Annotated in this window: 14 protein-coding genes; 8 read left to right on the top strand and 6 right to left on the bottom strand. The window is 42.0% G+C overall.

The window, feature by feature from the left end; all coding sequences use genetic code 11:
* The first annotated feature begins 114 nt into the window (after positions 1-114).
* The 3 genes from pflA (at position 115) to AC5JQI_RS06940 (ending at position 3,432) form a co-directional block, all read left to right on the top strand.
* Entirely contained in the window at positions 115-855 is a 741-nt protein-coding gene (gene pflA / locus AC5JQI_RS06950) for a pyruvate formate lyase 1-activating protein (protein WP_493914175.1), read from the top strand.
* An 840-nt stretch (positions 856-1,695) separates the two neighbouring features.
* Positions 1,696-2,511 (top strand): BPSS1780 family membrane protein, encoded by an 816-nt coding sequence (locus AC5JQI_RS06945; RefSeq protein ID WP_493914174.1) that lies wholly within the window; start codon positions 1,696-1,698, stop codon positions 2,509-2,511.
* Between the two features lie 81 nt (positions 2,512-2,592).
* Positions 2,593-3,432 carry a BPSS1780 family membrane protein gene (locus AC5JQI_RS06940; protein ID WP_493914173.1) on the top strand — a complete coding sequence of 280 codons (840 nt, stop codon included), beginning with the start codon at positions 2,593-2,595 and terminating at the stop codon, positions 3,430-3,432.
* Positions 3,433-3,547: 115 nt separating this feature from the next.
* Here the strand turns inward: AC5JQI_RS06940 and serS are convergent, their stop codons facing one another.
* From serS to lrp, 5 genes are all read right to left on the bottom strand, one after another.
* Positions 3,548-4,837 carry a serine--tRNA ligase gene (gene serS / locus AC5JQI_RS06935; protein ID WP_493914172.1) on the bottom strand — a complete coding sequence of 430 codons (1,290 nt, stop codon included), beginning with the start codon at positions 4,835-4,837 and terminating at the stop codon, positions 3,548-3,550.
* A 105-nt stretch (positions 4,838-4,942) separates the two neighbouring features.
* Positions 4,943-6,286, bottom strand: coding sequence for a replication-associated recombination protein A (locus tag AC5JQI_RS06930; protein WP_493914171.1), 1,344 nt, complete (start codon positions 6,284-6,286; stop codon positions 4,943-4,945).
* A 7-nt stretch (positions 6,287-6,293) separates the two neighbouring features.
* A complete protein-coding gene (gene lolA, locus AC5JQI_RS06925) occupies positions 6,294-6,905 on the bottom strand; it encodes an outer membrane lipoprotein periplasmic chaperone LolA (protein WP_493914170.1) in 612 nt (203 codons plus the stop codon).
* Between the two features lie 71 nt (positions 6,906-6,976).
* Positions 6,977-10,441 (bottom strand): DNA translocase FtsK 4TM domain-containing protein, encoded by a 3,465-nt coding sequence (locus AC5JQI_RS06920; protein WP_493914169.1) that lies wholly within the window; start codon positions 10,439-10,441, stop codon positions 6,977-6,979.
* 132 nt (positions 10,442-10,573) lie between these two features.
* Positions 10,574-11,068 (bottom strand): leucine-responsive transcriptional regulator Lrp, encoded by a 495-nt coding sequence (gene lrp / locus AC5JQI_RS06915; RefSeq protein ID WP_092552174.1) that lies wholly within the window; start codon positions 11,066-11,068, stop codon positions 10,574-10,576.
* 618 nt (positions 11,069-11,686) lie between these two features.
* On the opposite strand from lrp, the gene trxB reads away from it, so the two are divergent.
* The 5 genes from trxB to infA all read left to right on the top strand — a co-directional run bounded on the left by trxB (position 11,687) and on the right by infA (position 17,337).
* Complete coding sequence (trxB, locus tag AC5JQI_RS06910; RefSeq protein ID WP_493914168.1) at positions 11,687-12,646, top strand: thioredoxin-disulfide reductase; 960 nt, start codon at positions 11,687-11,689, stop codon at positions 12,644-12,646.
* Between the two features lie 103 nt (positions 12,647-12,749).
* Positions 12,750-14,519 (top strand): heme ABC transporter permease/ATP-binding protein CydD, encoded by a 1,770-nt coding sequence (gene cydD / locus AC5JQI_RS06905; protein WP_493914167.1) that lies wholly within the window; start codon positions 12,750-12,752, stop codon positions 14,517-14,519.
* A gap of 2 nt (positions 14,520-14,521) precedes the next feature.
* The gene (gene cydC, locus AC5JQI_RS06900) at positions 14,522-16,264 is read left to right on the top strand and encodes a heme ABC transporter ATP-binding protein/permease CydC (RefSeq protein WP_493914166.1); all 1,743 of its coding nucleotides are present in this window, start codon (positions 14,522-14,524) and stop codon (positions 16,262-16,264) included.
* A gap of 8 nt (positions 16,265-16,272) precedes the next feature.
* Positions 16,273-16,980, top strand: a complete 708-nt coding sequence (aat, locus tag AC5JQI_RS06895) for a leucyl/phenylalanyl-tRNA--protein transferase (RefSeq protein ID WP_493914165.1) — start codon at positions 16,273-16,275, stop codon at positions 16,978-16,980.
* 138 nt (positions 16,981-17,118) lie between these two features.
* Positions 17,119-17,337 (top strand): translation initiation factor IF-1, encoded by a 219-nt coding sequence (gene infA, locus AC5JQI_RS06890; protein WP_092552189.1) that lies wholly within the window; start codon positions 17,119-17,121, stop codon positions 17,335-17,337.
* 86 nt (positions 17,338-17,423) lie between these two features.
* Here infA and clpA read toward each other — a convergent pair whose 3' ends face one another.
* The gene (clpA, locus tag AC5JQI_RS06885) at positions 17,424-19,709 is read right to left on the bottom strand and encodes an ATP-dependent Clp protease ATP-binding subunit ClpA (protein WP_493914164.1); all 2,286 of its coding nucleotides are present in this window, start codon (positions 19,707-19,709) and stop codon (positions 17,424-17,426) included.
* Positions 19,710-19,737: the final 28 nt, after the last annotated feature.

Here is a 19,737-nt window from a genome sequence, read left to right as displayed (position 1 = left end):
GAGCTGTGTTACCTCAAAATGTCATTATTTTCCATTGAAATGAAATGACATACACTAAAGGCCCCTTAATAATTGGGGCCTTTAATACTTGTCAGTTTTTGGAGAAATCCTTTCATGTCCGTACTTGGTCGTATCCACTCTTTTGAATCTTGTGGAACCGTTGATGGCCCGGGTATCCGTTTTATCACGTTTTTCCAGGGTTGCCTAATGCGTTGTCTCTATTGCCATAACCGCGACACCTGGGATACTCATGGTGGAAAAACGGTCACTGTTGAAGAGTTAGTAAAAGAAGCGACGACCTATCGTCATTTTATGAATGCTTCAGGTGGTGGAGTCACAGCTTCTGGTGGCGAAGCAATTCTCCAGGCCGAGTTTGTCCGTGACTGGTTCAGAGCCTGCCATGCGGAAGGTATTCATACCTGTTTAGATACCAATGGCTTTGTCCGCCGTTATGATCCGGTGATCGATGAGCTAATGGATGATACTGATCTTGTTATGCTGGATTTAAAACAAATTAACGATGATATCCACCAGAAATTAGTCGGCGTTTCTAATCATCGAACTCTCGAATTTGCCCGATATCTGGCAAAACGAAATCAAAAAACCTGGATTCGCTATGTTGTCGTTCCCGGCTGGTCAGATGACGATAACTCTGTCCATTTGCTTGGTGAATTCACCAAGTGCATGAAAAACATTGAAAAAATTGAATTATTACCTTATCACGAGTTGGGCAAGCATAAATGGATTGCCATGGGTGAAGAATATAAATTAGAAGATGTTCACCCTCCTTCAAAAGAAACAATGGATAGGGTAAAAGAAATTCTGAATAGTTATGGACACCATGTAATTTATTAGATTTATCGTTTTCAAGCTACCTCTTTGTTGGCTGTATTTATTCCCCCAGTTACATAGTTAGCTATGCTTCTGGGGATTCCTTCCCCTTCCGCCGCACAGTAACTCAAAACTCATTGGGTATATATCCTGCACCTTTCCACACCAATATTTCAGTAAAACAATCAATTAATATCAATAAGAACAGAGCCTCAATAAATTGAGGCCAACTTTCTTCGTAAAAATGTCTTAATTCTAAGATACCAGAAAAATTGAAATAACTGACTATAAAGACATATTAACCATCCTTAATTTAAAGCTCTAATCAATATAACACATGGATTTACCCAGAATTTATAAACAAAATAACAAATCATCCATACTATTTATTGTTTTTTTAAATTATTTCATTCGGTTAATTTCGCTTTGTTATTATTTAAATAAAACATCAAACTATCTTCTAATTTAATCACTCAAGTTGGTTATAACGAAATGATATTTTATATGTTTTGTCACTTTACCTAACTCAAACACCAGAACAGAACTCTGATATCAAATTAAAATGTTTTCATCCAAAAAAACCTGCAATGACATATTAAAAACAAAATAATTTACTTTACATCAAGATAAACAAGAAAATTAAACTAAAATCATATAATTACAATCATAAAATCATTCAGTATATACATCAATACCGATAAAAATCATGCATTAATTCGCAGATAAGAATCACAAATAGCACTTGTTGATTAATAATTTTTATATAATAATTCAGTCGTTTTCTCTATAAACTTGTATTTATGGAATGCTAATAGAGAAAAACCAATTCAAAATTCATCACTCAATAAGATAAATCGGAAAAAAATGGACACTCAAGATATTAATTTCAATTCAGGGAAAAATAGTGTTTCTCTAAGCAAGGAGAAAGATACATTCATTCCTGGTGGCCGGGCTGTTGGAGCTGGGGCTGCAACAGAATGGATCGGTAGTGCTTGGGAGATGTTTAAAGCTCAACCCATGAAATGGATACTGCTGACCTTAATCTATATAGTTGTCTCGATAGGTTTACAGTTTATTCCTCTCGTCAATTTCGTAACAGCCTTTTTTGGCCCTGTATTTATTGCGGGATTTATTGCTGCTAGTGAGAAACAGAGGATATCCGGCAGTTTTGAAATAGAATATCTCTTTTATGGATTTAAAAATAAACTTGGTTCATTAGTTGCAGTTGGAGCTCTCGTTTTTGGTATATATTTTCTTGCCTTTTTCGCAGTCTTTATACTCGGCGGTGCAAGCCTATTACAAGCGGTTCTAATTGGGCAAGATCCAGAATCAGCCCTATTAATAAATGGTGCATCTACTTTATTGATTATAGGACTTGTGATAATGCTTTTCAGCCTCATTGCCATTCCATTTAGTTTATTTGCGCCTGCTTTGATCATCATTAATGATCTAAAATTTGGTGAAGCCGTATCAATGAGTTTGAGTGCAGTGAAGAAAAATCTGCTCGGTATTATCCTCTTTTTATTGTTGATGGGAATTATCGTAATTATATCAATAATCCCATTATTTTTGGGTTTTATTGTTACAATTCCTCTGTATATGGCAACTTATTATACAATCTATCGTAGCATTTTTTATGTCCCAGAAGAGAAAGAAACAAAATCTAGCTTAAGCAGCTAACTACTTATCAATAGATATCTGTATACAAAAAGTGCTATAACTGGCGCTTTTTTATTATTCATCAACATTGCAAATAAAATAATGCAAATACAAAATATCAACTCAGATTTAGAAAATTTGTCCAATAACCCTATTAAAAACAATGCTATCTTTGTTCCCAATGGACAGGCAATTAAAATAAATACTGCCATTGGTTCGATAGGCGATGCCTGGGACTTTATATTACCTAAACTTGGTATGTGGGTGTTAATGGGGATTATTTATAGTACTATCAATTTTGGCATTATGCTAATTCCTTATCTTGGGTTTATCCTTTCCAGTCTACTAGATCCTCTATTTATCGCCGGAATTATCTCTATATGTGAAAACCAAAGAATCACAGATAAATTCGAATTAAAACGGCTTTTTTATGGTTTTCGACATAAATGTGGTTCATTATTTTTAATAGGAATAGTTGTTTGCGGAATAAAATCATTGGGGTATATCTCTGCTGCACTTATCGATGGTGATGATTTATTTCAAGTTGTTTTTGATGATATGTATTCAATTTCTTTATATAGAAACTACGATTCAACCATTTCCGTAGATGATTCATCCTTATCATTTTTATCTTTATTTTCTATCATAATTGCTTTGTTTTTATCTACTGCATATTCTTGGTTCGCTCCTACATTGATTATGTTGAATAATTTTAGTGTAAAAAAAGCACTTTCAACCAGTTTAAATAGCATATGTAAAAACCTCTTAGGTGCATTACTATTCTTTTTCTTCATTAATCTTTTGATTTTTGTTTCTTCCCTTCCTTTATTATTAGGGCTTTTATTTACTACACCACTCCGTATGGCAAGCCATTATTCTTCTTATCGCAATGTTTTTTATTTACATGAAATAAAGAAGGATGAAATGGCCATGAAAAATTAAGGCATGGGATATATTCATAAAAAAGCGCCGTTACTTCACACTCGGCGCTTTTTTACTAAAAATATACACCCTTCGTTTTCCGAGCTTCAGCTCAAAATTCACTGGGTATAGGTTATTAACCGATGTATTCCAATCCGTTCATATAAGGACGCAATACTTCTGGAATTGCGATACGTCCATCTGCCTGCTGATAGTTTTCCATCACAGCAACTAAAGTACGGCCTACCGCCAGTCCAGAACCATTCAGTGTATGTACCAACTGTGGTTTTTTGTCGTCCTTCGAGCGGAAACGTGCTTGCATACGACGCGCCTGAAAATCCCACATATTCGAGCAAGATGAGATTTCACGGTAAGTATTCTGTGCTGGCAACCAAACTTCCAGATCGTAAGTTTTTCTTGCACTTGCACCCATATCACCAGTACACAGCAGCATTTTGCGGTATGGCAGGTTCAACAACTGCAATACTTTTTCTGCATGACCCGTCAATTCCTCCAGTGCTTCCATAGATTTTTCTGGATGAGCAATCTGAACCAGTTCAACTTTATCAAACTGGTGCATACGGATCAGACCACGGGTATCACGACCATAAGAACCCGCTTCAGAACGGAAGCAAGGTGTATGGGCAGTCATTTTCAATGGTAATTCGCTTTCATCCAGAATTTCATCACGAACCAAGTTAGTAACAGGCACTTCCGCAGTCGGGATCAAAGCATAGTTACTGGCAGATTCTTCTTCCAACGGTCTGGTATGGAACAAATCTTCACCAAATTTAGGTAATTGCCCCGTACCGTACAAAGAATCGTGGTTAACCAAATAAGGTACATAGGTTTCCAAATAACCATGTTGTTCAGTATGTAAATCCAGCATGAACTGTGCGATAGCACGGTGCAGACGAGCAATCTGACCTTTCATAACCACGAAACGTGAGCCAGTTAATTTAACCGCTGCCGCAAAATCAAGACCACCGCTCAGTTCACCCAGCGATACATGATCTTTAATTTCAAAACCATACTGGCGTGGTTCGCCCCAACGGCTGATTTCCAGATTATCACTGTCATCTTTCCCGTCAGGGGAGGAATCGTCAGGAATATTCGGCATACTTAAAGCAATATGACGAATTTCAGTCTGCAATGTTTCCAGTTCAGCTTTTGCTGAATCCAGCTTTTCTCCCAACTGATTCACTTCCTGACGCAGTGGTTCAATATCTTCACCACGGGCTTTCGCTGCACCAATAGCCTTCGATCGGGAATTACGTTCTGCCTGCAGGGTTTCAGTTTCAACTTGTAAAACTTTGCGGCGCTCTTCTAGTTTGCGCAGCATCTCCACATCAAGGGTATAACCCCTGCGAGCCAGTTTTTCGGCGACTGCGTCTAGCTCATTACGCAGCATATTTGGATCGAGCATGCTAGTCCTGTGTTTGTTGTTATTGAAAAGTTGTTATTGAGATACTTGTTATTGAGAATAACGTAGTGAAATCTATTGGATATAAACCTTACCGTATCAATAAGATTAACGATAGCGTTTTATCGGGCTATTTTGATCCTGTTCCAGCAACCAGTTTAATTTCTCACCAATCTTCCCTTCCAGCCCTCTGGTGGCCGGATAATAATAACGTGTTTGTTGCATTTCAGGTGGGAAATAAACTTCACCGGCAGCATACGCATTCGGTTCATCATGAGCATAGCGATATGCTTCACCCACGCCCATTTCCTTCATCAGTTTCGTCGGTGCATTACGCAGATGGATAGGCACATCATAATCCGGTTTATTTTGTGCGTCCGCCATTGCCGCATTGAATGCGGTATAAACCGCATTACTTTTCGGTGCGCAAGCAAGATACACAATTGCCTGTGCAATCGCTCTCTCTCCTTCCGCCGGTCCTACTCGTGTAAAACAGTCCCATGCAGCAATCGCGACCTGCATTCCGCGTGGATCGGCATTACCAACATCTTCAGAAGCAATCGCCAGTAACCGGCGAGCAACATAAAGTGGATCACCACCTGCGGTAATGATTCGGGCATACCAGTAAAGTGCGGCATCAGGTGCTGAACCACGGATTGCTTTATGCAGGGCAGAAATTAAATCGTAATACCGATCACCTTTATTATCAAAGCGTGCGCTTCTCTCCCCACTGACTTCTTTTAGTAGTTCAAGTGTCAGAACCCTCTGATCGTGCCGATCCACTTCTGCCATATCTGACATCATTTCCAGCAAATTCAGTGAGCGGCGAGCGTCTCCAGCGACAAGTTCAGCAATCATTTGGCGGGTATCATCCGGTAATACGATCTTTTGCCCGCCAACCCCTCGCTCTTTATCGTTCATGGCCTGAATAAGCACTTGCTCAATCTCTGTCGTCGAGAGAGATTTCAATAAATAAACTCGCGCCCGTGATAACAAGGCTGAATTTAATTCGAAAGAAGGATTTTCGGTCGTTGCACCAATAAAGGTGATCGTTCCATCTTCAATATGTGGTAAAAATGCATCCTGCTGGCTTTTATTAAATCGATGAACTTCATCGACAAATAAGATGGTTCTGCGACCTGCATTCCGGTTTTGGCGTGCTTTTTCTATTGATTCACGGATTTCTTTAATGCCGGATGTCACTGCCGAGATTCGTTCGATATCAGCTTGGGCGTAATAACCAATTATTTCAGCCAGCGTTGTCTTTCCTGTTCCTGGTGGTCCCCACAAAATCATGGAATGAAGGTGACCAGCCCGGATCGCTTTTGGCAAAGGTTTGCCTTCTGCCAATAAATGCTGCTGCCCAATGTAATGATCTAATGTGACTGGACGCATTCTTGCGGCCAGTGGCTGAAATTCATTTTGTGAAAAATCGAGTGAAAGATTATCCACTTAAACCTCACTGGCGCTGATCATCCAGCGTAACACCATCTGGTACTGTAAATTTGAATTTATCCGCATTTACGCTGGTATTTTGCTGCTTTTGCAATTGATAAGCGCTTTTTTGCCCATCCTGTTCAACCGCCGTAAATTTCTGGATAGTTCCCTCTGGTGTTACGGTAATTGAAAAGTGTTTCAAGTTACCATTGGCATTATTCGGAGTCAGCTCAAAATGATTACCATTTTGTGCAATTTTGTACTGTTTCCAATCTGCGGGATCATTACGGGCAATCAACATAAATGGTGTATTCCCCGTCGCATCTTTTAACCAGTTTGCCGTTACTTGTTCAACAAAAGGGTTATAAAACCACAGAGTTTTACCATCAGAGACCAAAACACTTTCATCAGGCGAAGTCATGTGCCAGTTAAATAAATTAGGGCGTTTGATCCAAAGTTCTCCTTCCCCTTTTTGGATTGTAGCCCCATCATTGCTAGTCACTGTTTGAGTAAAACCAGCATGAAAACTATTTACTTTTCCTAAACGCCCTTGCAGGTCTTGCGTAGCATCAGCCCATGCAGAACCTACGCTCACACCCATAATCAGACAACCAATCAACATCAGTTTTTTCATGTGCGAGTACCTTCAATTCGTATTATTGCCAGCATCAGTGGCTGATACTGCATTGCATTTAACAGCATTAATTAATGTTCGTGTGGCGGAGGTGCCAAAACTTCACGGTTGCCATTATGTCCGGGTGTACTGACAATCTGCTGTGCTTCCATTTGTTCGACAATCCTAGCCGCCCGATTATATCCGATACGGAATTGACGTTGCACGCCCGAAATGGAAACACGGCGCTTTTCAACCACAAATTCAACTGCTTGATCAAACAAAGTATCCAGCTCTTCATCGCTATCAAACCCTAAGCCGCCATCACCATCTTCTCCGCCCTTGATAATACTATCAATATATTGAGGACGCCCACGAGCTTTCCAGTCATTAACGACTTCATGAACCTCTTGGTCACGGACAAATGCACCATGAACACGTACAGGAATGGAAGAATTTGGTGCCAAATAAAGCATATCTCCCATGCCAAGCAATGATTCTGCACCACCTTGATCAAGAATGGTACGAGAATCGATTTTACTGGACACTGTAAATGCAATACGTGTTGGAATATTGGCTTTAATCAATCCCGTAATGATGTCAACAGAAGGACGCTGTGTTGCCAGCACCAAGTGAATACCTGCTGCACGCGCTTTCTGGGCCAAACGGGCAATCAGTTCTTCCACTTTCTTCCCGACTGTCATTATCAGGTCTGCAAACTCATCAACCATAACGACGATATAAGGCTCTTTTTTCAGCATAGGATGCGTTGCATCCATACTATCTCCCGGTTTCCAGAACGGATCAGGGATTGGCCGTCCCATATTTTCCGCTTGTTTAATCTTGTCGTTATAACCGGCGAGATTACGCACCCCCAAAGCTGACATCAGTTTGTAACGTCGTTCCATTTCATTCACACACCAGCGCAAGGCGTTGGCCGCATCTTTCATATCAGTGACAACTTCAGTCAATAAGTGCGGAATTCCTTCATACACTGATAATTCAAGCATTTTCGGATCTATCATGATAAAACGAACATCTTCCGGTTTCGCTTTATACAGGATACTGAGGATCATGGCGTTAACCCCCACCGATTTGCCCGAACCCGTTGTCCCTGCAACAAGTAAGTGAGGCATTTTACCCAAATCAGCCACAACAGGTTGCCCTGCAATGTCTTTTCCAAGAACAATAGTCAACGGCGATGGATTGTCCCTGAATTTATCGCAATCCAGTACTTCCCTCAGGTAAACTGTTTGGCGCTTTTTATTGGGTAGTTCCAACCCGACATAAGGTTTCCCGGGGATAACTTCCACAATACGGACAGCTACTGCGGAAAGAGAGCGGGCAAGGTCACGTGATAAGTTAGATATGCGGGAAGCCTTGACACCCGGCGCTAAGTCCAGCTCAAACCTTGTAATCACAGGACCAGGCGAAAATCCAACAACATCTGCTTTGACGCGATAATCATTTAGACGCGATTCAATCAAACGAGAGGTTTGTTCTAGAACAAACATATCGACAGGTTCTTCTTCTATTGGCGGCTTAGCCAAAAGGTCTAAAGAAGGCATAGGTGTTGTTGGTTTCGGCAATGGCTGATCATTGCGCATCAAAAATGGATGGAACAAGCTGTCTTGCTGCGGTTGCTGCGGTTGCTGCGGTTGCTGCGGTTGCTGCGGTTGCTGCGGTTGCTGCGGTTGCTGCGGTTGCTGCGGTTGCTGCGGTTGCTGCGCAAGAGTATGCTGAATTCCCGATTCATGGGAAGCAGGGGCAGGAACTATTTTTTTCACCTGAATCTCTTGTTGAATCAATGGCTCTGGTACTCTGAATGCAGGCTCAGTTGATTCAGATTTATCAAGATCATCAACCTGAGGAGAATAATTTAACTCAGCTCCTTCATCTTGTTCTGAAATGTGTGTTGAAATAACAGGTTGGTTCATTTGATAACGCTCACTCTGCTGTTGCTCAAATGCCATTCGCAGCGCTTCTTCCTGCTGCGCTTCCTGTTCATCTACACTATTTTCCAGATTATTCTGTTCTGTAAATACAGTTACTGTTGGTTGCCGATATAAAGATACAGCTTCCTCGCGTGCTTCTCTACTTTCTGTCTCAAAATTATTGCCATAACGTTCACGTTGTTGTTCAAGAAATTGCTGACGCAACATATTTTGCTGTTGCTCATCCATGTCTTGTTCATGAGTTTCTGCGATCAGTTCATTCTGCTTTTCTTTTTCTTCCCGTTGCAGATGTTCCGCCAAACGATGAGAAGGCACTTTAATACCATACAATTCACGACGTGTAGGTATTCTGACAGGATTAGGGCGTGGCATTTCAGGGCCAATACCCTGTTTAATCTGAGGGTTTTTCGTTATGGCAGAAATGCCGGCAATATCCGCAACCGTATTTTTCAGGTTGGTACTGTCAGTATCAGCAATAACTGGCGAAAGATTGTCTGGTTCTGAATTTGATTGATAATCGTTTGGTAATTCAAAGAAATAACGAACAGACTTTTTCTCTCGCTCATCTTTTGCATTATGCGTTATTTCAGTTTGTACAGGTTCTGACGAAGTTACCAATGGTTGTATTACTGATTGCGGTATGTGTTCATCACTGCTACTGCTGAATGATTGCTCAGACATTTCTGGTAACACAGTTTGGGTTGGTACTGTCTGTACGGAGATATGCTCAGGAGAACTCTTTTCCTGTGTTTTCTCAATAAATTCTGTTTTAGGAGAAGTTGAAGCAGTAGGTAATGCTGAATCTGTATTTGCTAATTCAATTACCGTTGGAGCAGTCAACAACACATCATCTTCGTTTGCGCTTACCGCTTCTGTTTCAATCGTTGTCTCAGCCAGTTCATTTTGGTCAATATGTTCGGCTCGTTGATGCTCACTGGTTGAATATTCATCTTCCAACTCATTACGGTCATATTCTGATGCATTACGACTGCGGTTTACCATAAAACTTATAGAATCCAGAATGATTGCACCAATCTTTTCTGCAATAGTGAGCCATGACCAACCCGTAAACAAAATAAAACCAACCGCCCAAATACCAAGCAGGGCTAATGTTGCACTAAGTATATTGAACCAAGGCAGAATCGCATTACTGAATAAATTACCCACAACACCACCGGCAGCAAAATCATCCAAATCATCAATATTGAGTGCTGCCAAGCCACATGAAGTCAGTACCAAGGCTAAAGCGCCGATAACACGTAATGCGAGGGTAAAAAAATCAACGTACTCTTGCCTATCTTTCTGGCGGAAAGCATTCCAACAACCTAAAAACATTAACGGCGGGACTGCATAGGCAAGAATACCAAATGCCGAGAGCAGCGTGTCTGACAACCAAGCACCTACGCTTCCACCCCAATTGTGGATGGGTTCATGCCATGAAGTTTGTGACCAGCTTGGATCGGATGGGTGAAAGCTAATGAGCGTTATCATCAAGTACACAGCACAAATAGCAATTACCAACAGAACGGCTTCCAGAAGCCGGCGGCCACTGCTTATTTTCTTTAACTTAACACGTTTGTCTTCTGTATATTCCTGGTTCAAGAAAGACTCTCCAGGTTTTCCTGTTGATTAAACGGAACAACGCTGAGGATAGCTCAGCGTTGAAACTGTATGCATAAACAGGAGTGTACCTAAGTTTTTCCTGTTTTGCATCTGTACATTTTAGACAAAAGCTTAACGAGTCTTAATCACTAGGCGATTACTCTGTTTCACTTCTTCCATAACGACATAAGTACGCGTATCGTTAACCCCCGGAAGACGCAACAGGGTTTCACCGAGTAATTTACGATATGCGGACATATCTGGTACGCGCGTTTTCAGCAAGTAGTCAAAATCACCAGAGACCAAATGACATTCTTGGATTTCTTCTAATTTCTGGACAGCCGTATTGAATTGTTCAAACACATCTGTTGCTCCACGGTTCAGCGTAATTTCAACGAATACCAGCAACGATGCATCCAGGTAGTGAGGATTCAGCAAAGCTGTATAACCAGAGATAAAGCCCTGGCGCTCCAAACGACGTACACGTTCCAGACAAGGTGTCGGTGACAGACCAACACGTTTGGATAACTCCACGTTAGAAATACGACCGTCTTTTTGCAACTCATTAAGGATATTGCGATCTATACGATCAAGATCTTTTCCTGGACGCTTCTTATTATCAATCATCTTATTGCTCTCTCTCTATATTCCTACACCCATAACTTTTCCCTATCTCTTTGAAGCAACTGAGCTGGAAAAGATGTCTTCAAAGGTAAAGCCCAATCTGTAACCAAGTTTTGAGGCCTACTACAATTTCCCAGTATGTGGTTTTCCAGCGTTCGATTAACCAGAACACCATTTTCCAGGATATTATCTCCCAAAACACAATGTCTTTCAGAAAGTAGCTTAACGGCAATTTTTAATATTCTATGAGAAAATTATCCACCTCAATTTGTCTATTCTATAGAAACAATTGATTAGCGAGGTAGATAATTATCTCTTACACAGATGTTTTCGCAAATGCACAGCCGATTGTCAAAGTAAATGAGCGAAAACCAGAACAACATACCAAACAAATTTTCAGTAAGACGTTCAAATAACTAGTTTCATATCTTAAATGTATAAATGATGTTCGATTCAGAAGGTTAAACAATTCCCCCTTACATTTCGATCACATCATAGTTACTATCTATCGGTAAAATCGTTAATAACATGAATATTTTATCTGATAATCGCTTTTTTTAACTTATTATTTCTCCTACAATCCCTAAATTCGCAATATGAGATAATGGAAATGAGGTATTCATGAGCACAGCCAAACACAGTAAACTCATCATTCTTGGCTCAGGTCCTGCTGGTTATACCGCTGCCGTTTATGCAGCCCGCGCTAATCTAAATCCGGTTCTCATTACTGGGATTGAAAAAGGCGGCCAATTGACCACCACGACTGAGGTTGAAAACTGGCCCGGTGATCCTGAAGGGCTTACTGGTCCAGACTTGATGGAGCGTATGTTCCAACATGCTGAGAAATTTCAAACTGAGATGATTTCTGACCATATTAAGAAAGTTGATTTCTCAAACAAACCACTCCGTTTATATGGGGATGATCAGGAATATACTTGTGATGCGTTGATCATAGCGACAGGTGCTTCTGCCCGTTATCTAGGATTGCCTTCCGAAGAAGCTTTCAAAGGTCGGGGTGTATCCGCTTGTGCAACATGTGATGGTTTTTTCTATCGCAAACAGAAAGTTGCCGTCGTTGGTGGTGGTAATACGGCTGTTGAAGAAGCACTTTATTTGGCAAACATTGCCTCTGAAGTCCACTTGATTCACCGCCGTGATATTTTCCGTTCAGAAAAAATCCTGATAGACCGTATGATGGAAAAAGTGAAAAACGGTAATATCATTCTGCATATCGATCGAACTTTGGATGAAGTTCAGGGTGACGATATGGGGGTTACGGGGGTCCGCCTTCGCGATACGAAAAGCAGCAATACCGAAGAACTGGATGTCGCTGGTGTTTTCATCGCCATCGGCCATAGCCCAAATACAGGTATCTTTGACGGGCAGCTTGAACTGGAAAATGGATATATCAAAGTCCAGTCTGGATTGCACGGTAATGCTACCCAAACCTCCATTCCGGGCATTTTTGCCGCCGGAGATGTGATGGATCATATATATCGTCAAGCAATCACTTCCGCCGGTACAGGCTGTATGGCTGCGCTGGATGCTGAACGTTTTCTTGATGGTTTGGCAACCAAGTAATCCATCCTCCTTAAAAGCGCTATTTCAATAGCGCTTTTAAATAAGTAACACAAGGTTTGTTTTGATATTTCGTATCATCACCTGCTAATCAGAAATTTTTCTTATGGACAAAACAAGACAATCTGAACTTGTTCGATGGCTGAGACGACAAAGTGCCCCAGCCCGACGGTGGCTTCGTCTATCCATGATACTAGGGCTGATCGGTGGATTACTGATCATTTCTCAAGCCTGGCTTTTAGCCTCAATCCTTCAAGCCCTGATTATGGATAATGTTCCCCGTGAAAACCTCATCAATCAGTTTCTGATGCTGGTAGCTGCCTTTATATTTCGTGCAATCATCAATGCCGTCCGGGAACGTGTGGGTTTTATCTGTGGCAAAGTTGTACGCCAGCAAATTCGCAGTATGGTTTTAGATAAATTGGAAAAATTGGGGCCAGTATGGGTTAAGGGGAAACCAGCCGGCAGTTGGGCGACCATTATCCTGGAACAAATCGAAGATATGCAGGATTTCTATTCTCGCTACCTGCCCCAAATGACTCTGGCCGCCATGATCCCAATGTTAATTCTGATTACCGTGTTTCCGGTTAATTGGGCAGCTGGGTTGATTTTGCTTGTGACCGCACCATTGATTCCCCTATTTATGGCTCTGGTAGGATTAGGTGCGGCAGATGCTAACCAACGAAATTTTGTTGCACTCAGCCGTTTAAGCGGCAACTTCCTCGATCGTTTACGGGGTCTGGAAACTTTACGCTTATTCCACCGGGGAGAAGCTGAAGTTAAGCAGATTACTCAATCAACAGAAAATTTCCGCCGCAGAACAATGGAAGTGCTGCGCATGGCATTCTTATCTTCAGCTGTATTGGAGTTTTTTGCTGCGGTTTCCATTGCCGTTGTTGCCGTCTATTTTGGTTTTTCCTATCTGGGAGAACTGCACTTTGGCAGCTACGGAATGGGCGTCACACTGTTTTCCGGCTTCCTTGCGCTGATCCTCGCACCTGAATTTTTTCAGCCTTTACGGGATCTTGGGACATTTTATCACGCAAAAGCCCAGGCAATTGGAGCGGCTGAATCACTTTTCACCCTACTCAGCAGTGATGGAGAACAGGCTGTTATCAGCGGCCAAAAAAGGCTACCTGATGAAAAATCAGTGGCTATTGAAGCCAACGAATTGGTGATTTTGTCTCACGATGGTCACCGTCTTGCTGGTCCTTTGAATTTTACGATTGATAAACATCAGCGAATCGCGCTGGTTGGCAAAAGTGGTGCTGGCAAAAGTTCGTTGATCAATCTGTTGCTGGGGTTTTTGCCTTATCATGGCTCACTGAAAATCAATGGTATTGAACTGCGTGAACTCGATTTCACTACATGGCGTGAGTGTTTGAGTTGGGTTGGTCAGAATCCTCATCTGCCAGAGCAGACTCTGTTAGATAATATCCGTCTCGGTCAATATAATGCAACGCAAGAACAAATCAATGATGTGATGAAACAAGCTTATGTTGATGAGTTTGTTCACGCGCTACCAGATGGCGTCAATACGGTAATTGGTGACAATGCGGCTCGTCTGTCTGTCGGGCAAGCTCAACGTATCGCGGTAGCAAGGGCATTATTAAATCCCAGTCAATTATTGTTATTGGATGAACCTGCCGCCAGCCTTGATGCCCATAGTGAACAGCGCGTGATGATGGCCTTAAATCAAGCCGCCTATCAACAAACCACCCTATTAGTTACTCACTTGTTAGAAGAAACTCTGGAATATGATCAGATCTGGGTAATGGAGAATGGACTATTGATTGAAACAGGTGATTATCAGAGTCTAAGCCGATCTCAAGGTGCATTTTTCCGTCTGTTGTCTCACCGCAGTGTGGAGCTTTAACCATGCGTATATTACTCCCCTTTCTCGCCCTCTACCGTCGCCACTGGTTTCTCATTAGTTTAGGAATGGTATTGGCGATTGTAACCCTGTTAGCCAGCATTGGCCTGTTGACACTTTCCGGATGGTTCCTTGCCGGCACAGCTCTGGCGGGATTTTCGGGGTTGTATACGTTTAACTATATGCTACCTGCTGCTGGTGTCCGTGGAGCTGCCATTTTCCGCACTGCTGGCCGCTATGGTGAACGTCTTGTCAGCCATGATGCAACTTTCCGTGTTCTGGCACATTTACGCGTTTTTGCTTTTCAAAAAATTCTGCCACTTTCTCCGGGAGGAATTGCCCGTTTTCGTCAAGGTGAATTGTTAAACAGGCTCGTTGCTGATGTCGAAACGTTGGATCATCTCTATCTGCGCGTTATTTCCCCTGTTCTCGCCGCATTTGTCGTAATTTTAGTACTGACATTTGGCTTGGGGTTCCTTGATGTCTCGCTCGCCTATATTCTCGGCAGTATTATGTTAGGGCTGCTTTTGATATTGCCTTTCGGGTTTTACCACGCCGGTAAACCCTATGGCAAAAACATCACCTTACAACGGGCCCAATATCGTACATTACTGACTAGTGCCTTACAGGGGCAGGCTGAATTGACCGTATTCGGAGCACTCAAGCGTTTTCGTCAATCTATGGTAGAAGTTGAATATGATTGGCTGAAGAGTCAGCAAAAACAGGCCAATTTAACCGGGCTTTCGCAGGCGATTATGATTTTCTCCACAGGTATAGCGGTAACGCTGATGCTTTGGCTAGCAGCCGACGGTGTGGGGGAAAAGAGCCAGCCAGGGGCGTTAATAGCTCTATTTACATTCTGTACCCTTGCTGCTTTTGAAGCACTCGGGCCAGTTACCATAGCATTTCAGCACATGGGGCAGGTTATTTCATCCGCTACTCGTGTTTCCCAATTAATGCATCAAAAGCCGGAAGTTACTTTCCCTGCTAATGGGCCTAAGACAGATGGTGATATCAGCATTGAAATAAAAAACATTGATTTCACCTATCCTGACCAACCTCTGCCAGTGTTAACAAATATTTCTCTCACTTTGGTCTCGGGTGAACATATTGCTTTATTGGGAAAAACAGGATGTGGTAAATCGACGCTTTTACAGCTATTGACCCGTGCATGGGATGTCAATAACGGTGAGATCCAACTAAATCAGAAACCTATTTCCCGCTATGATGAGACAACATTGCGCTCAATGATGTCTATCGTTCCCCAGAGAATACATATATTCAGCCATACCCTGCGCGAAAATCTTTTATTGGCAAAACCAGATGCAAGTGATAATGAATTAATAACCATATTGAAGAAGGTAGGTTTAGGAAACTTGCTAGAAAATGATGAAAATCTAAACTGTTGGATGGGCGAAGGCGGACGCCAGCTTTCTGGTGGAGAGCAACGCCGATTAGGGATTGCCAGAGCATTGTTACATGATGCTCCTTTAATGCTTCTTGATGAACCAACTGAAGGACTTGACGCGGATACTGAGCAACAAATCTTATCGCTGCTACGCCATAGCTGCCAAAACAAGACACTGATTACTGTTACCCACCGATTAACTGGCTTACAACATATGGATCGGATCTGTGTTATGGATGGGGGACGCATTATTGAGCAAGGCAAACATGACGTTCTGCTGGCTCAACAAGGGCGTTATTACCAATTTTATCAGCGACAAAATTACTCTGGGCAGGAGTGACACACTTTATGTCAATAGCTCAGCTGGATATTTCATACGAATTCCCTCATCCAACCAATGCCTTGGCTGAACCCAATGGTTTGCTGGCATTTGGTGGAGATATGAGTGCAGAACGTTTAAAAGTGGCTTATAATGAGGGAATTTTTCCGTGGTATTCGCCCAACGAGCCTCCTTTATGGTGGTCTCCAGATCCTCGGGCTGTATTAATTCCTGGGGAATTGCATACGGGCCGAACATTACGTCGTTTTATTCGCAAACATATTTATCAAATTACGGTAAACTATGCTTTCGATAGAGTAATGTATAGTTGCGCCCAACGGCCAGAAGGTACCTGGATCGGTTCGGAAGTTCAGAGAGGTTACCAAACCCTGCATCACAAAGGTTTGGCCCATTCAATTGAAGTCTGGCATAAGCACCGATTGGTGGGCGGTTTATATGGCGTTTGTGTAGGTGCATTATTTTGCGGTGAATCGATGTTTAGCCGAATGGAGAATGCATCCAAGTGCGCTTTTATAGCATTTTATCACCACTTTTTACGTCATGGTGGCCAACTGTTTGATTGTCAGGTATTAAACCATCATACAGAATCATTGGGTGCCAAAAATATTCCAAGGGAAGAATTTCTCCAGCATCTTTACCAGTTACGAGACCAGCCACTACAATCAGGCTGCTGGTCTAATCAGGTGCTTGATTTATCATTACCCCTTAAGGATTAATGCTGTTTACGGTGGGAATGTCACTATCTATCAGGCCTAAAATGATGGCTTAAAATACGACATTCCTTTACATGATGATGGTTTTTCGGCATTATCTTGCCGATTAAAAACTTATGGTTGTTACATTTAGAGGATTAGATGGCCAAAGAAGAAAACGTTGAAATGCAAGGTACTGTGTTAGAAACACTGCCAAACACCGTGTTCCGTGTTGAATTAGAGAACGGACACGTCATTACTGCTCACATTTCAGGAAAAATGCGTAAAAACTATATCCGCATCCTGACTGGAGACAAGGTTACTGTTGAGCTAACTACATATGACACGGACAAAGGTCGTATCACCTTCCGTAGCCGCTAATTAAGTAACTTGAACACCACAGGTGATGTTTATTCAATAGCACCTGTGGTGTGACTCTGGTTTTAATGCCAATTCCTATAATTTACTTATAACACGGCATCTTCTGATCTCTTTTTACTTGATTTCTGTGAGCTTTTAAAATCGTATGTTAATACTTGTTTAACTTTATCAAGATTAATCTTGACGGAGCCACCATGTATTAAAGAGCCAAATAGTAGTTCATTTGCCAGTGGTTTCTTCAGATTATCTTGAATAATACGAGCCATAGGACGTGCTCCCATAGCCCTATCATAGCCTTTGTCACATAACCACTGACGGGCACCTGCACTGATTTCAAGAGAAACTCCTTTTTCATCCAGCTGAGCTTGTAATTCAACAATAAATTTATCAACAACTTGCTGAATAACTTCAGAGGAAAGTGCATCAAACCAAATTATGCCATCAAGTCGATTGCGGAATTCAGGCGTGAAGATCCGTTTAATTTCTTCCATTCCATCTATGCTGTTATCTTGCTCAGAGAAACCAATGGATTTACGCTGAGTCTCACGCACTCCTGCATTGGTTGTCATTACTAAAATAACATTGCGGAAATCCGCCTTGCGGCCATTATTATCGGTCAATGTGCCATTATCCATAACCTGTAACAACAGATTAAATACATCAGGATGGGCTTTTTCAATCTCATCCAACAACAGTACAGAATGAGGATGTTTGATAATTGAGTCGGTCAATAATCCTCCCTGATCATATCCCACATAACCTGGCGGAGCACCAATCAATCGACTGACAGTGTGGCGTTCCATGTATTCCGACATATCAAATCGCAACAATTTGACATTCAATACCTTAGCAAGCTGAACCGTAACTTCCGTTTTACCGACCCCTGTAGGCCCGGCAAACAGGAAAGACCCCACTGGCTTATGTTCCTGCCCCAACCCAGCCCGGCTCATTTTAATCGCTTCCGTCAATGCACCAATGGCTCTATCCTGACCAAAGACCAACATCTTCAAACGATCATCCAGCGTTCTCAATACATCTTTATCGCTGGCCGACACAGTTTTTTCTGGAACGCGGGCAATACGAGCTACAATAGATTCAATATCAGCAACGTTGATTGTTTTCTTACGACGGCTGACCGGAATTAATCTTGTTCTTGCTCCCGCTTCATCAATAACATCAATAGCTTTATCCGGTAAATGGCGATCTGTAATATATTTCACAGATAACTCAACTGCGGCGCGAATAGCTTTTGCCGTATAGCGAACATCATGGTGCGCTTCATACTTAGCACGTAACCCATTGATAATTTGTATCGTTTCCTCTGGCGAAGGTTCAAGAATATCAATTTTCTGGAATCGACGAGCTAACGCCCTATCTTTTTCAAAAATATTGCTGAACTCGTGATAGGTCGTCGAACCAATTACCCGGATCCGTCCACTGGACAACAAAGGTTTAATAAGATTGGCTGCATCCACTTGCCCACCAGAAGCTGCACCAGCGCCAATAATAGTATGGATTTCGTCAATAAAGAGAATGCTTTTGCTGTCTTGCTCTAAGGTTTTTAACAATGATTTGAAGCGCTTCTCAAAATCACCACGATACTTTGTACCAGCCAGCAGTGAACCAATATCTAAGGAATAGATAGTACAGCCCAGCATAACGTCAGGAACATCTTTTTGTACAATACGCCATGCAAGCCCTTCTGCAATGGCAGTTTTACCAACACCAGACTCACCTACGAACAGTGGGTTATTCTTGCGACGACGGCAAAGTACCTGAACAGTTCTCTCCAATTCATGCTGACGCCCGACGAGTGGATCGATCTGACCTTTTTGTGCCAATTGATTCAGGTTAGCTGTAAAATTCTCCAGTCTATCTTCGCTGATTATCTGTTCTTCTTGAACGGGATTAATACTGTGGTGAGAATCATGATCAGGCTCATCTTTACGTGTTCCATGAGAAATGAAATTTACAACATCCAAGCGGCTGACATCATGTTTACGCAGCAAATAAGCAGCCTGAGATTCCTGTTCACTGAAAATGGCAACCAGAACATTTGCCCCAGAAACTTCTGAGCGCCCTGAAGACTGAACATGAAATACTGCTCGTTGCAATACACGCTGAAAACTTAATGTAGGTTGTGTATCTCTGTCATCATTTTCAGATAACAAAGGGGTTGTTTGGGCAATAAAACTTTCCAATTCCTGGCGTAACATCGCCAGATCGACTTTACAAGCCTCCAAAGCTTCCCGCGCTGATGTGTTGCTTAACAACGCCAGCAATAGGTGCTCTACGGTCATAAATTCATGTCTATTATCCCTTGCTTTGGCGAAAGCAATATTGAGACTAAGCTCCAGTTCTTGATTGAGCATAAGCATCTCCTCCTAAAATCAGTGAGCC

It is taken from the genome of Xenorhabdus sp. XBWT, from assembly GCF_059072735.1.
This window is presented reverse-complemented; position numbering and strand designations above follow the sequence as displayed.

Bases quoted from the DNA above. Each gene is read 5' to 3' on its own strand.
- pflA (WP_493914175.1), top strand. From the start codon at position 115: ATGTCCGTACTTGGTCGTATCCACTCTTTTGAATCTTGTGGAACCGTT.
- aat (WP_493914165.1), top strand. From the start codon at position 16,273: ATGTCAATAGCTCAGCTGGATATTTCATACGAATTCCCTCATCCAACC.
- lrp (WP_092552174.1), bottom strand. From the start codon at position 11,068: ATGATTGATAATAAGAAGCGTCCAGGAAAAGATCTTGATCGTATAGAT.
- cydC (WP_493914166.1), top strand. From the start codon at position 14,522: ATGCGTATATTACTCCCCTTTCTCGCCCTCTACCGTCGCCACTGGTTT.
- lolA (WP_493914170.1), bottom strand. From the start codon at position 6,905: ATGAAAAAACTGATGTTGATTGGTTGTCTGATTATGGGTGTGAGCGTA.
- infA (WP_092552189.1), top strand. From the start codon at position 17,119: ATGGCCAAAGAAGAAAACGTTGAAATGCAAGGTACTGTGTTAGAAACA.
- cydD (WP_493914167.1), top strand. From the start codon at position 12,750: ATGGACAAAACAAGACAATCTGAACTTGTTCGATGGCTGAGACGACAA.
- clpA (WP_493914164.1), bottom strand. From the start codon at position 19,709: ATGCTCAATCAAGAACTGGAGCTTAGTCTCAATATTGCTTTCGCCAAA.
- serS (WP_493914172.1), bottom strand. From the start codon at position 4,837: ATGCTCGATCCAAATATGCTGCGTAATGAGCTAGACGCAGTCGCCGAA.
- AC5JQI_RS06940 (WP_493914173.1), top strand. From the start codon at position 2,593: ATGCAAATACAAAATATCAACTCAGATTTAGAAAATTTGTCCAATAAC.
- AC5JQI_RS06945 (WP_493914174.1), top strand. From the start codon at position 1,696: ATGGACACTCAAGATATTAATTTCAATTCAGGGAAAAATAGTGTTTCT.
- trxB (WP_493914168.1), top strand. From the start codon at position 11,687: ATGAGCACAGCCAAACACAGTAAACTCATCATTCTTGGCTCAGGTCCT.